The 14,634-nt window shown below is 47.3% G+C and carries 12 protein-coding genes and 2 pseudogenes; all 14 read left to right on the forward strand.

All coding sequences use genetic code 11. The features are described 5' to 3' along the window. Positions 1–11 precede the first annotated feature (11 nt). The 14 genes and pseudogenes from B1H56_RS03650 to B1H56_RS03710 all read left to right on the forward strand — a co-directional run bounded on the left by B1H56_RS03650 (position 12) and on the right by B1H56_RS03710 (position 14,628). Positions 12–1,511: a sugar ABC transporter ATP-binding protein gene (locus B1H56_RS03650; RefSeq protein ID WP_066518854.1), complete on the forward strand. Its 1,500-nt coding sequence runs from the start codon at positions 12–14 to the stop codon at positions 1,509–1,511. 46 nt (positions 1,512–1,557) lie between these two features. After that, the gene (locus B1H56_RS03655) at positions 1,558–2,460 is read left to right on the forward strand and encodes an ABC transporter permease (protein WP_066519314.1); all 903 of its coding nucleotides are present in this window, start codon (positions 1,558–1,560) and stop codon (positions 2,458–2,460) included. Between the two features lie 31 nt (positions 2,461–2,491). Then, on the forward strand, positions 2,492–3,760 hold the full coding sequence (locus tag B1H56_RS03660; protein WP_066518851.1) for a Gfo/Idh/MocA family protein: 1,269 nt from the start codon (positions 2,492–2,494) through the stop codon (positions 3,758–3,760). Positions 3,761–4,154: 394 nt separating this feature from the next. Beyond that, positions 4,155–5,414, forward strand: a complete 1,260-nt coding sequence (locus B1H56_RS03665) for an ROK family protein (protein WP_066518849.1) — start codon at positions 4,155–4,157, stop codon at positions 5,412–5,414. Positions 5,415–5,432: 18 nt separating this feature from the next. Then, the gene (locus tag B1H56_RS03670; protein ID WP_066518845.1) at positions 5,433–6,260 is read left to right on the forward strand and encodes a sugar phosphate isomerase/epimerase family protein; all 828 of its coding nucleotides are present in this window, start codon (positions 5,433–5,435) and stop codon (positions 6,258–6,260) included. A gap of 52 nt (positions 6,261–6,312) precedes the next feature. Next, entirely contained in the window at positions 6,313–7,407 is a 1,095-nt protein-coding gene (locus tag B1H56_RS03675) for a sugar ABC transporter substrate-binding protein (RefSeq protein ID WP_066518843.1), read from the forward strand. A 111-nt stretch (positions 7,408–7,518) separates the two neighbouring features. Further along, positions 7,519–7,998: pseudogene (locus tag B1H56_RS15120) on the forward strand (ATP-binding cassette domain-containing protein); the annotation flags it as partial. A 330-nt stretch (positions 7,999–8,328) separates the two neighbouring features. Further along, a pseudogene (locus B1H56_RS15125) lies at positions 8,329–9,000 on the forward strand (ATP-binding cassette domain-containing protein); the annotation flags it as partial. Continuing rightward, the gene (locus B1H56_RS03685; RefSeq protein WP_066518833.1) at positions 8,997–9,962 is read left to right on the forward strand and encodes an ABC transporter permease; all 966 of its coding nucleotides are present in this window, start codon (positions 8,997–8,999) and stop codon (positions 9,960–9,962) included. The pseudogene B1H56_RS15125 and the gene B1H56_RS03685, both read left to right, overlap by 4 nt. Positions 9,963–9,983: 21 nt before the next feature. After that, positions 9,984–10,715, forward strand: coding sequence for a PIG-L deacetylase family protein (locus tag B1H56_RS03690; RefSeq protein ID WP_066518831.1), 732 nt, complete (start codon positions 9,984–9,986; stop codon positions 10,713–10,715). 59 nt (positions 10,716–10,774) lie between these two features. Continuing rightward, the gene (locus B1H56_RS03695; protein WP_066518830.1) at positions 10,775–11,725 is read left to right on the forward strand and encodes a 6-phosphogluconolactonase; all 951 of its coding nucleotides are present in this window, start codon (positions 10,775–10,777) and stop codon (positions 11,723–11,725) included. Positions 11,726–11,763: 38 nt separating this feature from the next. Continuing rightward, on the forward strand, positions 11,764–12,765 hold the full coding sequence (locus B1H56_RS03700; protein WP_066518828.1) for a Gfo/Idh/MocA family protein: 1,002 nt from the start codon (positions 11,764–11,766) through the stop codon (positions 12,763–12,765). After that, entirely contained in the window at positions 12,765–13,778 is a 1,014-nt protein-coding gene (locus B1H56_RS03705) for an N-acetylglucosamine kinase (protein WP_066518823.1), read from the forward strand. The genes B1H56_RS03700 and B1H56_RS03705 overlap by 1 nt, the downstream gene beginning before the upstream one ends. Before the next feature lie 10 nt (positions 13,779–13,788). Next, entirely contained in the window at positions 13,789–14,628 is an 840-nt protein-coding gene (locus tag B1H56_RS03710; RefSeq protein WP_066518821.1) for a sugar phosphate isomerase/epimerase family protein, read from the forward strand. The last annotated feature ends 6 nt before the right edge of the window (positions 14,629–14,634 follow it).

A 14,634-nucleotide genomic window follows, 5' to 3' on the forward strand; every position in this document is an offset into this window, starting at 1 on the left:
AAGGAGAAGCCATGGTGGAAAAGACGGGTAATTATTTGATAGAGGCAAAAGGCATTTCCAAAATATTCGGCGGGACCCGGGTGTTGGATAATGTTTCGATCACTCTTAAGCCCGGCGAAATACACAGCCTATGCGGCGAAAACGGCGCGGGCAAATCTACGCTTATCAAAGTTCTGTCCGGCGCATACAAGCCGGAAGAGGGAGTAGTCGCCATCGGCGGGAAGGAATATCCGCATTTAACGCCGCTTATTGCGAAAAGGAAGGGCGTAGAGGTAATTCATCAGGAAATCATTCTGGTTCCGCAGCTTACGGTAGCAGAGAATATTTATACGGATGTGCCATATAGGACGGCAGGCTTTTTTTCCATGAAAAAAACCTGCGAGGCCGCGAAACAACTGATGGACGAGATCGGGATTCAGCTTGATCCTTATGAAACGGTGGAACGCCTGAGCGCCGCGGATCAACAATTTGTCAAAATATTAAAAGCGCTTGCGCCAAGTCCCAAAGTGCTTATTATGGACGAACCGACCGCGATGTTCAACATGAAGGATACCGATATGGTTCTCGACCTTGTGAAGAATATTAGTCGGAAGGGGATCGGTATTATTTATATTTCACACCATTTAAAGGAAGTGGCGAAGATTGCCGATACGATCAGTGTATTGCGCGACGGGAAGCTGATTTCCACTTATCATGCCAAGGATGGCGCGGTAAATATGGAACAGGTGACCTGCGATATGGTTGGACGCCCTGTCGACATGTTTTATAAACGGGAAAAATCGAACACTGGCGAAGTGTTTTTTGAAGTAAAAGGACTGAAACTGAAGGATGAAGATGCACCCATTGACCTGTCCCTGAGAAAAGGAGAAATACTGGGCCTCACCGGTATGGTGGGATCTGGACGGACGGAGATTATACGGGCAATATACGGACTTGACCAGCGCGCTGCGGGTGAAATCAAAAAAGATGGGAAACCGCTTCATATCAATAGCCCTCACGACTCGATCCAAAATGGAATCGGGTATGTCAGCGAAGATCGGCAGAAATCCGGGTTGGTGCTGCCGCTTTCCGTGCTGCGCAACCTGACTTTTTTGAAGCTTCCCCTGAAAAATGGGTTTATCAGTACCAAAAAGGAGATGGATATTTCCGAAGAAATGATCCGAACGTTGGATATTAAAACACCGAGCATGTTTAAGGAAACGGGGATGCTTTCGGGTGGCAACCAGCAAAAGGTGATTATCGGAAAATGGCTGCATAAGGGCTTTGATATTCTGATTCTTGACGAACCTACCAAGGGGATAGACGTCAATGCGAAATTTGAAATTTACAAATTGCTGCACGATTTGACAAAGCAGGGGAAATCACTTTTGGTCGTTTCCTCCGACATGCCGGAAGTCATCTCGCTTTGCGACCGTGTGATGGTCGTGCGGAACGGTAAAATTGTCGGCGAATTCGCGGGCGGCGAAATCACGGAAGAAAACGTTATTAAATCTGCATTAGAGGTGAAGTGAAGTGAAAGAGAAAACTTTGAGAACCAGGGCCAAAATTGGAAATGAAATGATTTTTCTGCCGGTCGTTATAATCGCCCTGTGTGTAATATCCGGGCTGATTAATCCGCGTTTTTTCACAGTGGCGAATTTTCTGACGATATTCCAGCAGGTAGCGGTATTAGGAATCCTTACAAGCGCTATGCTGATGCTGCTCGTTATGGGGGCGATCGATCTTTCCTACGGCGCCCTGATCGGTCTGTGCAGCGTTATACTGTGCAACCTTATCAGCGTGCAGGGGGTAAATCCGTGGCTCGCGCTCCTGATTATGTTTGCCACGGCCCTCGGCGCGGGAGCATTGAACGGCCTGATTATCACAAAATTTAAATGTGAACCGCTGATTGTGACCATAGGTACAAGTTATATCTACCTTGGTTTCGCGCAGGTAATATCGCAAGGGACTTATCAATCCATCGGGGGTGCGTTTCCGTTTATTGGAACGGGAAAAATTGGCTTGATTCCAATGCCGATGATTGTACTTGTGATCGTTATGCTCTTGATGTTCGTTTTCCTGCGGTATACGCCTTTTGGCCGCAAGCTGCATATTATCGGCGGTAATTCCGAGGTGGCGTTCCTTTCCGGGATTCCGGTAAAGGCATATAAGCTGCTCGCGTTTGTTCTGGGCGGCGGTATCTGTGGTTTGGCGGCCTTCGTTCTTACCTCGCGCATTGGCTCGGCCTTGCCCACCAACGGATCGGGATATGAATTAAACGCCCTCGCGGCGGCTATTATTGGCGGCGCGTCTTTTTCCGGGGCGAGGGGAACTGTCCTCGGTGCATTTTTCGGTGTGCTGCTTCTTGGCATTGTGAATAATGCACTCAATATTTTGGGAGTGGATGCATTTTATCAAACGGTTGTTTTGGGTGTTATAATCGTGATAGCGGTTATATTTAGTAATATCAAGAGCAGATAAAATATCGAAGTTATTATATGAGGTGTCGATTATGAAAAAGGTTACAGCAGTTTTGATAGGCGCGGGAGACCGCGGTGCAAATGCGTATGCATCTTATGCCATCAATAATCCGGGAACAATTCAGTTTGTTGCCGTTGCAGAAAAAAACGACGAAAAAAGAAAGCATTTCCAGAAAGTGCACCATATTCCGGATGAAATGGCTTTTTCCAACTGGGACGATCTGTTTGCAAAGGGAAAGCTGGCAGATGCAATCCTGATCTGCACAAATGAAAATTATCATTATGAACCGGCCAAAAAGGCGATGGAGCAGGGATATCACATCCTCCTTGAAAAACCTATCACACAGGAGCCGGTTACAAGCGTGGAAATTGGCGACATGGCCGCAAGCTATGATAAAGTATTCATGCTGTGCTATGTTCTTCGCTACACTCCCTTTTTCGCAGAAATCAAACGTGTGCTGGATGAAGGGACGATTGGTGAACTGAAAACGATCGTGCATTGCGAGAATACGGGGATCGCACATTTTTCCCATAGCTATGTGCGCGGTATGTTCTCAAAGGAAGAAAATGCCGGCCCAATGATTCTTTCCAAGTGCTGCCATGATATGGATATTTTAAATTGGTTGACGGGGTCTCGTTGCGTTCGGTTGTCTAGCTATTCGACGCCTACATATTTTAACGCGGAAAATGCACCGGAAGACGCGCCGCTTCGCTGCACGGATGGCTGTCCCTATTCGGATTCCTGCTACTTTTATGCGCCGAAGATGTATTCTGTCCCAAGGTCGGGATTCAATGTGGATATGATTTCTCTCGATACGAGCCCGGAAGGGAAGATGAAAGCGCTCGAAAACGGTCCGTTTGGACGCTGCGTATACCATTGTGATAATGATGTAGTGGATACGCAGGTGATTAATATGAAATATGAGAACGGAGTGACGGTGGCTTTTTCGATGACGGCTTATTCCGAAGAATGTTACCGGACAATCCGCCTTACGGGCACCAGAGGCGAAATTGAAGGGAATTTGGAAAAAAGCGAATTTGTCGTCAAAGATTTCGCGACCGGGCGGCATGATACCATACGGGTTTCTACGGTATTAGACAGGCATTCGGGTGGAGATTATTTTATCATGACCGATTTTATCAAGTTGGTACGCGAAGGCAGGGAAGGCGGCAGGACAAGCACAAAGGGTGCCGTCGATAGCCACGTCATGTGTTTTGCGGCAGAAAAATCCCGCAAAGAAGGCCAGGAAATCGATCTGGAGGAATACAAAGAAGAGCTTCGGTCGGAAGTTGGAAAATAAAAAGACAGGAACGCCCCTTTTCATCAATCGGCTTGACATACTTCGCAGAGCGTGATAGAATCGTTGTAATCAAAGTTGTAGTGAACAAGGGCGTTTACAGAGATGTAAACGCCCTTTTCGATTGTAATGGCAAAAGATAGATTAATTGCAAAGTGGGATGACTAATCGCGTTGGGAACCTTGAAAATTGAATCAGTCGGGAAAAAGTTCCAAAAGCACCTCTGTTTTCGCGAACAATATGCAAAAATAAAAAAATTTGCTTTTTGAAAAAAAATAGTTGACGGGATGGAAGTTTGGGAGTAATATTAAATCAATAAGACAACCCACTTTACTAATTATTCAAAAAGCTACAATTAAAATATTGGACCGTTACTGAGAGCAGCGAGGAAATTCTGATGTTTGTATATGGAGACCAGGGCACAGCCGATACTGAATTGGTGAACCAGCAACAGCTCAAATCATATCATTTGCGCCAGTTGTTTGATTTGGTGCTTGAAAACAAACGCGTGTCGCGCACTTGGCTTGCGCGCTATATGAGACTCAGCACCACCGCTGTTTCTTCCCTGGTTGACGAATTACTTGAAAATGAGGTCCTCGTGTCCGTCGGGCAGGGGGTATCCAAAACGGCGGGGCGAAAGCCCATCATGCTGGAGGTCAACAGGAACTGGCGCCAAATCGTAACCTTCCGGCTCGACCTTGACGGCATTGAGTATGTACTTTACGATATGGTCTGCCAGCCATTGGAAAAGATAAAACGCCGCATTAAGGGAAACGATTATGTCACTGAAATGGATGCGATCCTCAAACAATCCGAAGCACTGAGCCGGGAGAATGTTATCTCCATGTGCGTTGCTGTTCCGGCGATTGCGGATTGCGGCAGTCAGCGCTTGTTACTGAATATACTTGAGATTGAGGATGAAGGGAAATTCCTTGCGGATATGTCCGCGCTTTTCCCCAGGGCCGTCCTTCTGATTGGAAACGACTCCGCTGCTTACGCATATGGAGAAAAAGAATTTGCCTCGGCAGATGGGATCGAAAATTTAATTTATATCAATTATACGCATGGTATCGGCGCCGGAATTATTATCGATGGCAAGATATTTAATGATACAAAGCACAACACCGGTGAAATCGGCCATATGTCGATTGATATGAACGGCCCGCAATGCGTTTGTGGCAACCGGGGCTGTCTCGAACGAATGATTAGCATTCCTGCCATTGTGCGGGAAACAAGACGAAAGATAGACGGCGGAAGCTATTCCATTATTACCGAGCTTTGCGGAAGCGATTTGAGCAGGCTGGATATAGAAATGGTTATTTATGCGTTTCTTCATGACGATATGATGGTTTGCCAGATCATAAAGGATATGGCGTCCAAGCTGTCTTTCGGGATCCGCAATATCTTCAGCATGTTTCACCCCCAGGAAGTTGTGATCGGGGGAATCGCCCACAGGTTTGGGGAACGGTTTCTTAAAATGCTGGTCCAATATACGAAGGGATCATCTTATTGGGAATCCCTGTATGAGACGAAGATACGCTATACGCAAATACAGGAATTTGGGGCCAACCTGGGAATGGCAAAATATTATCTGGACAGTGTAATGTCGCTTGACAGAAACGAAGCGGTACAGAAATGCACGATGACTCTATTCTAAAAAGGAGGAAGGATAAACATGGACAACAAAATTGCAGTGCTGACCAACACGTATCATGGGTTTACTCTGGATGAAGCGCTTAATGGTATTGCTGCCGCCGGATTCCGGTATGTAGAGCTTGCGGCCGTACGCGGCTGGACGGAACATGTCTCTTCCGATATGACGGATGCGCAGATCGAAGAGGTTAAGCAAAAACTTGCTTCGCTTGGGCTTACGGCAATCGGTATGAGCGGACATTGCAACCTGATGGAAGAGGAGCGGCTGGATGATTTTCGTAAAAATATTGAGCTCGCCTCCAAATTGGGGTGCCAATACATTATCAGTTCTACCGGAGAGGCCCATTTTGGAAAAGGGGAAAGCTTTTCCGACGAGATTCTCGCTAAGCATTTGAAAGACCTGGTGCCGGAACTTGAGCGGTATCATATGACAATGGTCCTTGAAGTTCACGGAGAATACGGTACAGGCGAATCTCTTTACAAGGTGACAAGAATGGTTGATTCTCCCCATGTGGCCATCAATTATGATACAGCCAATGTCGTCTTTTACGGCGGCAAATATCCGGAAGAAGAAATAAAATGCTGTGTCGGCGATGTGAAATATGTGCATCTGAAGGATAAAGCCGGGGAGATGAAGGAATGGAACTTTCCGGGAGTTGGCTCCGGCAATTTGAAATTGAAGAAGTTTATGGAATATATGGATTCGGAAGGGTATACGGGACCATACAGCATTGAGATCGAATATACGGAAGATTTCTGTATGCGTGATAAAAAGCCCGAGGACCTTGCGGTCGCAAACAAGGCTGTAAAGGATAGTTATGACTATCTGAAATCGATTGGAAGAATCTAAAGTTTTGGCAGGAGTTCTGCTAAATAAACTATATCTAAATGGAGGTACGAAAATGAAAAAAATCTTACTGACAATTCTTGCGGTAGTACTGGTTGTCGCCTTAGGCGCAACGATGGTTGGTTGCTCGGCGCCCGCTGCTGAGCCTTCCGAATCCGCTTCCGCTGAAGCGTCCACAGCTCCGGAATCCTCGGCACCTGCTGAAGAATCCCCTGAAGCCGGTGCGAAAGATAGCTATACATTTGGCTATATCGCATACAACACGGCTGACATCTGGAACGACTATTCCCAGAAAGCTTTCGAGTATGCCGCGTCGCAGGCTGACGTAAATGTCGAAGTAGTGGCGCTCGATTCCAAAAACAGTGTTGAGGAATCCGTTAAGGCAATGGAATCTCTTATTCAGCAGGAAGTTGACGGGATCTCAATCTTCCCGATTTCCATCGAGCAGGGCGCACAGCTCGTTAAGATGGCAAATGACGCAGGGATTCCTGTAACGATTGAGAACTTTGAAATGGATACGCCTGATCCGGGCGACTACATTGCGGCTGTTGCATGCAAATATGACGACATCGGATATGCTGCGATCAATTATATCGCAGAACAGAAGCCGGGCGCGAAAATTTTCTTCTGCGCAGGACAGGAAGGCGCAGGCGTTTACGAGAAGTATCAGGAAGGCGTCGACAAAGCTATGGCTGAACTTGGCGATAAAGTAGAGATCGTAGGCACGGAGCATGGCGATTGGGAAACTGAAAAAGCTATGAACGTAACCCAGAACTTCATCCAGAGCGGTGCGGAATTCGATTATATCTTTGCGAACAACGGTTTGATGGCCAAAGGCTGCTACCAGGCTCTGAAAGAAGCGGGTATGGAAGATATTCCGATCGTTTCCACCGGTGGGTCTCCGGACGATTATCAGATGCTCGTTGACGGTGTCGAAGCTGCAAACATGACGGCTCCGGTTTCCATCCAGGGTATCCAGACGTTCAAGAACCTGTATGACTCCGTTGTATTGGGTCAGGCTCCTACGGATACGTTCCAGCCTCTGCCGGTTATCGCGGTTTCCGCTGACGACATGGGCAAGTTCATCGCATGGGACGACTATGAAGCGGCTTACAATTATGTATATGGCGGCGCAGATATTGCAAAATAAGTAATCTCTCTTATTTACCGGGCTTCCGCAAGGGAGCCCGGTAAATAAATAAAAGGGAAAAGGTTGTTGCGTATGAGTATTGATTATGAAAACAATAAGCCTGTCATTGAAATGAAAGACATCATCAAAGAGTTTTCGGGAGTACGCGCCCTCTCCGGTATCACGTTTGACCTTTACAAAGGCGAAATCCATTGTCTGGTCGGCGAGAACGGTGCGGGAAAAAGTACGCTGATGAAGGTTTTGAGCGGTGCATACAAACCTGATGGGGGCTCTATTGTTGTTGGAGAGAAGAGTTATAAGACGCTTGATCCCAACCTGTCGCAGGAGCTGGGCATCAATATTGTATATCAGGAAAACGATCTGGTTCCGACCATGAATGTTGTTGAAAATATTTTTGTCGGAAGTGAAAAGACAAAGAGATTTGGTTTTGTCGATTTTAAGGCGATGTTTCAGGAAACAGAAGCTGAAATGAAGGACCTGGGGATCGATATCGACCTTAATAAGACGATTGAGAATTTATCTGTTGCCGAACAGCAGTTTGTTAAAATTTTAAAAGCGATTTCTACACATCCCAAAATATTGATTATGGACGAGCCGACTTCCATGTTTAATGTGGAAGACGCGGGAAAAGTGCTGGCTCTGGCGCAGACCATTGCCGCGCGGGGAATCAGCATCATCTATATTTCCCACTTCCTGAACGAGGTAGTGCAGATCGCAGACCGTATTACGGTGATCCGCGACGGTGCGGTAGTCAGTACGTATTCAAACGAGAAAAAGGATATTCCGCTTGAAACCATTACCCGGGATATGGTCGGGCGCCCGGTCGATATGTTCTATACAAAGGAGGAGCATGAGATCGGCGATGTTATGTTTGAGGTCAAGGGCCTTAAACTGACAAAGGATTCTCCGGAAATCAGCTTTAATGTCCGCAAAGGAGAGATTCTGGGATTCTCCGGCATGGTCGGTTCCGGCCGTACGGAGATCATCCGCGCAGTATCGGGTGCGGACAGAAGATACGCCGGAGATATCTACCTGCATGGAAAGAAGCTGGATATCCACAATCCTGCAGATGGAATCGACGCAGGGATTGCTCATATTACAGAAGACCGCCAGAAGCTCGGCCTGATGCTGGGAGGCTCTGTTTTAGAGAATACCACAATCGTGGGACTTCGCAACAAGATTAAGGGCTTTTTTATCAATGTGAAAAAGGAACCGCCGCTGATTGAAGGGATTATCAAGGACCTGAATGTGAAGACTCCGTCCGTGATGCAGGAGGTTAAGTACCTTTCGGGCGGCAACCAGCAAAAGGTTGTTCTCGGAAAATGGCTTTTTGCGGATCAGGAAGTTTATATTTTCGATGAACCGACCCGCGGAATTGATGTGAATGCCAAGGTTGAATTCTATAAACAGATGTCCAACCTGACGAAACAAGGAAAATGCATTATCATGATCTCTTCGGATATGCCCGAGCTTATTTCCATGAGTGACAGAGTATTGGTTGTACGAAACGGTGAAATTACCGGGGAACTGCAGAAAGATGAGATTACGGAAGAAGAGATAATCAAGAGAGCACTGGGGGTAAACAAATCATGAGTGAAGAAAGAGCTTTGAAAAAGAAATCCGGCCTTAACTTCAAAGATCAGCGCATATTGCTTGCGTTCGTCATTGTAGGCATTGTGATTGTTGTTTCAATTATCAATCCGAAATTTATCGAACTGAAGAATATTATCCAGATATTCCAGCAGATTTCCGTTATGGGCATCCTGACGATGGCCATGGCGCTGCTTCTAATCAGCGGAGGGATCGACCTTTCTATCGGCAACTTGATGGTCCTTTCCGCGATTTGCATGTCAACGCTGATTGCCAGCGGAGTTGCGCTTCCGCTCGCTATTCTGGTAGGTATTATCGTAGCGATTGCCTGCGGTGCGCTCAACGGGTTTATCATTGCAAAAAGCAAATGCGTACCGCTCATCATCTCGCTTGGTACCAGCCAAATCTTTTACGGTATTTCATTGACAATCTCCGGCGGGCGCATCATGAGCTTCAACGGAACGCTTGATGCAATCGGCAGCACGAAAATTGCGGACGTGTTTCCGGTCATGTTATTTTTCCTGATTGCAATGATCTTCGTGGCCTATGTTCTGCTTAACCGCACAAAATACGGAAGGCGTTTGGTAGCGATCGGCGGAAACGAAAAGAACGCTTATCTATCGGGTATTAATGTCGATATGCATAAAATCGGGATTTATATTATCAGCGGATTGTTCTGCGGAGTCGCGGCAATCGTTTTTTCCGCGAGACTTGATTCGGTCAGCGCGAGCGCGGGTTCCGGCTATGAGCTGAATGCGCTTACGGCGGCTATCATCGGCGGAATTACCTTCGAGGGTGGGCGCGGGACTATTTCCGGCGCGTTCCTCGGCTGCTTGTTCATGGGTGTTGTTACAAACGCAATGAATATCCTGCGGGTAGAATCCTATACGCAGACGATCGTTACCGGTATCATCATTGTAATTGCAGTTGTACTGAGCAATATCAACAATTTGAGAAAGAACTAACGTAAGAGGGAAGTGAGCAGAATGAATATACTTGCAATTGGTTGTCATCCCGACGATCTTGAGATCGCGTGCGCAGGTACGCTCGCAAAATATGCGAAGCGTGGAGATGAGGTCATTATGTGCCATGTTGCCAACGGCAATCTGGGACATGCTATCATCATGCCTGACGAGCTGCGCGATATCAGGACAAAAGAAGCGGAAAATGCGGCGAAAATTATTGGCGCGGAGTCTGTCAATATCGATGTAGGGGATATGAATGTCGAAGCTTCGAACCGTGATACGATTGAAAAGGTTGTCGAGGTGATCCGCTACGCGAAACCAGATCTTATTATTACGCATAATCCGGACGATTATATGAGGGACCATATGCAAACGAGCCAGTTGGCATTTCATGCAAGCTTTGGCGCGACGGTTCCGCATATGAAAGGGGCGATCCTTCCGGGGATCAGCGAAGCGGCGGAAGCCTTTGGCACGATTGTTCCCATTTTCTTTATGGATACTCTTGCAGGCATCAACTTTATTCCCACGGAGTACGTAGATGTTACGGATACGATCGAACTGAAGCTTGAAGCGCTTGCTTGCCACGAAAGCCAAATCAAATGGATGCTGGATCACGACAAGATCGATTTTATTGATTTTGTACGCACCTGCTCTAAATACAGAGGCCTCCAATGCAGCGTGCCTTATGCAGAGGGATTCCGCCAGTACGCAGGGTGGCCGCGTTTTGCGACGAAACGCCTGCTGCCGGAATGAGCAAGTTAAATATTATAGTTTACTGTTGCGTTTGACGATACAGCGGTGAGGAGGCCGAGATGGATTTACTATCAACAATCAAGAATTCAAATATGGAGCATTTCTACCCTGCCGGATGGGATCTTAAAAAAATTGACGAGTGCTGTTCGCATAGGCCGGAAGAGGCGGTTGTTGCGCAACCTTTCTGGAACAAAGGATTCCGGCCGGTTGTGTGTGAAAATGCGGATACCTTTGCCATGATGATGGGACACGAAATTGCCGTGACAATCAAGGATGCAAAAGATCGCGGTGAAAAACTGGCGTTGATTTTTCCGGTCGGCCCTATGGGCATGTATCAGTGGGCGGTCTATTTCCTGAAAGAATGGAATGTTGACTGCGAGCATGTTACAGGTTTTAATATGGACGAGTGGAGCGATGAGGAGGGGAATACAGTAGACCCGAAAGCGAAAGGCTCTTTCCAAAATGCAATGATGGATGCTTTTTATGGTCCGCTCGGTAATTTAACGGTTCCTGAGAATCAACGTAATTTTGCGACAAAGGAGTTTCTTCCGCAGTATGCCGAAAAGATAGCAGAAATCAAACAGGCGGGCGGAAAGCTGGTTACGGTATACGGCATTGGACGCGTATTCCATATTGCTTTCTGGGAGCCGCATTTTGCAGCGGATTATAAAGATGAAGCGGAATGGAAGCAGCAGACACATCGTTTCGGCGCTAAACTGCATCCGCTTACCATCGAGCAAAATGCCCTGCATAGTTTCAAAAGTAGGACGACGCAGGTTCCTGCCTTTGCAAATACAATCGGGCCGGGTCTGTTCCTTCAGTCCGATAAAATGATCGGCGGCTGTGACGGGACGTATAGCCGTGAGCTGATGTGGCAGGGTATGTCCTTCTGGGTGGCACTCCGTTATGGGCCGGATATGTGGGTGCCGGCAAGCTTTGTACCTACGCTTCCAGGGAAACTGTTCTATATCAAGGAGCTTGGCGGACCGCTTGAAGCGGACTGTAATTAAGAATCGGCCGGGCTGACCATACGAAAGGGGAAAATACCATGCTGAAATCTGCTATTATTGGAACCGGATTTATTGGAAATGCGCACGCTACCGCATACAAAAATATGGACAATGCACAGCTTGTGGCGATCGTCGATGTGGATGAGGAAAAAGGGACAAAAGCCGCGGAAGAATTTGGCTGCAAATATTATAGCGATGCGGAAGAAATGTTACAAACTGAGGAGGTTGATATTGTCGACATCTGCCTGCCCACCTTCCTGCACGAGCAATATGTCCTTCTGGCTGCGCGTTATAAAAAGCATATCCTTTGCGAAAAGCCAGTAACGCTGTCTCTGGAATCTATGGACCGCATGCTTGCGGCCGTAAAAGAAGCGGGCGTCCGTTTCATGGTTGCACAGGTAGTACGGTTCTGGCCTGAGTATATCAAAATCAAGGAAATGTATGATGCCGGAGATTTCGGAGATGTTCGGATGGTATACGCGAACCGCATTGCACAGCATCCCAACTGGACGCAGTGGCATCGCGATCCGAATAAAAGCGGCGGTGGCCTGTTCGACCTGCATCTGCATGATATCGATTTTATGCAATACTTATTCGGCAGGGTCAAAAGCGTTTATGCGGTCGGAAAAGCGAGCGAAACCGGCTGCTGGAATTTTGTTATGACTACGCTCAAGTTTGAAAACGGTAATTATGCGACAGTGGAAGGCATTTTCGATATGACGGAAAACTATCCTTTCACTATGACGTTCCGGATCATCGGGGAAACGAAAACAGTCGATTATTCCATGGTCGCGGGCTTTAATCTTGAAGATGTAGGCAGTTCGAAGCGTGCAGCCATCCTGTATGAAAACGGGCATGAGCCAAGAAAGCTTAACATCGATGAAAAGGATGCTTACCAGATTGAGCTTGAATATTTTGTCGGCCATATTGAATCCGGGAAGCCGTTCGATGTAATTACGCCTGAAGATTCGCGACACGTTGTAGAGGTGATTTGTGCGATTCAGGAATCCCTCGAAACGGGCAAGGTTGTCGAATTGTAATGGCTAAAGAATATATCATCGGGCTTGACGGCGGAGGCACGAAATCAGATTGTGTCCTTCTCAATACGGAGGGACAGCTCGTCGATTACCTGAAATGGGGGACGACTTCGCACGAATTTCTGCCGGGAGGAATGCCGGAGCTTGAACGTGAACTGAAGAAAATGTTCACGGAGCTTTTTGATCGCAACGGGATTGAGCCCCTGCAGATTCGGCGCGCGGTTTTTGGCATGGCCGGTGTTGATACAAAATATCAAAAGCAGAAGATCAGCGAAATGATTGTCCAAAATGGACTTAAGGATTTTCGGGTGTGCAACGACGGCTATCTTGGAATCAAAGCAGGGATCGTGAGCGGTGTGGGAATCACAATCATCAATGGTACGGGCTGCAGTTTCACCGGGATCGGGGAAATAGGCGAGATGATGCAGGTTGGCGGGCAGGCTGTCGTTATGGACGATATCGGCGGTGGTTATATGATTGGCCGTAATATTGTGCGCCTCGTTCACAGGGATTTGATTTTAAACGGGAAGCCGACAATGCTCTCTGGAATGCTTATGAAAAAGGTTGGCGTTGATTCACCTGACGATCTGATGGATGATCTTGTACAAAAGGTGGGGGAAGGTGCCATACAGATTAAGCATCTTGCGCCGATGATGTTCGAGGCCGCGCATCGGGGAGACGAAGTTGCGAGAGGATACCTTGCGAAAATGGGCAGGCAGATTGCAGAATATGTTACGGCGATCGTGCGGAAACTGAAACTTGAACACCGGGACGTTATCGAGGTGGTACTGATTGGCTCCGCTTTCTTAAAAGCTGCTGATAAAACACATATTGAATCTTTGGAGGCGGAAACGGAGCGGCGTTTCGGCCGAGGGAAAATCATATTCCGCCCGCTCGCCGTAAGGCCGGTATGCGGCGCGGCGCTTTGGGCACTTTCCGATATTGGCTGCGATACGGCGAATAAAGAGTTTCGGGAGCGCGTAATCAACGGAATTGAAACGCATATCATAAATTAAGGAGCAGGCTATGAAACAAGGAGTTAGTTTTTTCTCGTTTGCCCAGAATGTAGATGTAAAAGAAGCGGCACAGCAGATCAAGGCGGCTGGGTATAGTGGTATGGAACCGGTAGTCAGTGAGAATGGCAGCCTGAACCCATCTATGACGGATCAGGAAGTCTTGAAAATCAGGGAGATCGCTCAGGACCTTGGGCTTGAAATACCAAGTGTCGGCGTCTGGTCCTTGTGGGACAATAATCTGGTTTCAGATTCGCGGGCGATTCGGTCGAAGGCGAGGGGGATCGTACAAAGGCAGCTGGAAATTGCTTCACTGCTCGGGGCAGACACTATTTTGGTGGTGCCGGGATATGTCGGCTGTGACTTTGCAGTTGAGCCGGAAAAAATACGTTATGACATTGCTTACGAACGCTCGCAGGAAGCGATCGCAGGACTTGCACCGCTTGCCGAACAGCTTAAGGTCAATATCGGTATCGAGAATGTATGGAATCGTTTCCTGCTTTCACCGCTTGAAACAAAGCGGTTTGTGGAAGAGATATCCTCCCCGTATGTTGGCGTATATTTTGACGTAGGGAATATTATCTATATCGGTTATCCTGAACAATGGATCGAAATACTGGGAAGCCATATCAAAAAGATACATTTCTGTGATTATCGTGCGGATCAAAGCGGGATAGGGGCCTTTGTGGATCTTTTTGCAGGCGATGTCGATTTTAAAGCGGTTATGGCCGCTCTGGGAATAATCGGGTATGATGATTACGTTACGCTTGAGATGCTGCCGAACTATAAGGAGTACCCTTATGTATCTCTGTATGCGAACAAACCCGCGATGGATATGATTGTTGCATTATAATTTGAA

Source organism: Christensenella minuta, assembly GCF_003628755.1.
Classification (GTDB): domain Bacteria; phylum Bacillota; class Clostridia; order Christensenellales; family Christensenellaceae; genus Christensenella; species Christensenella minuta.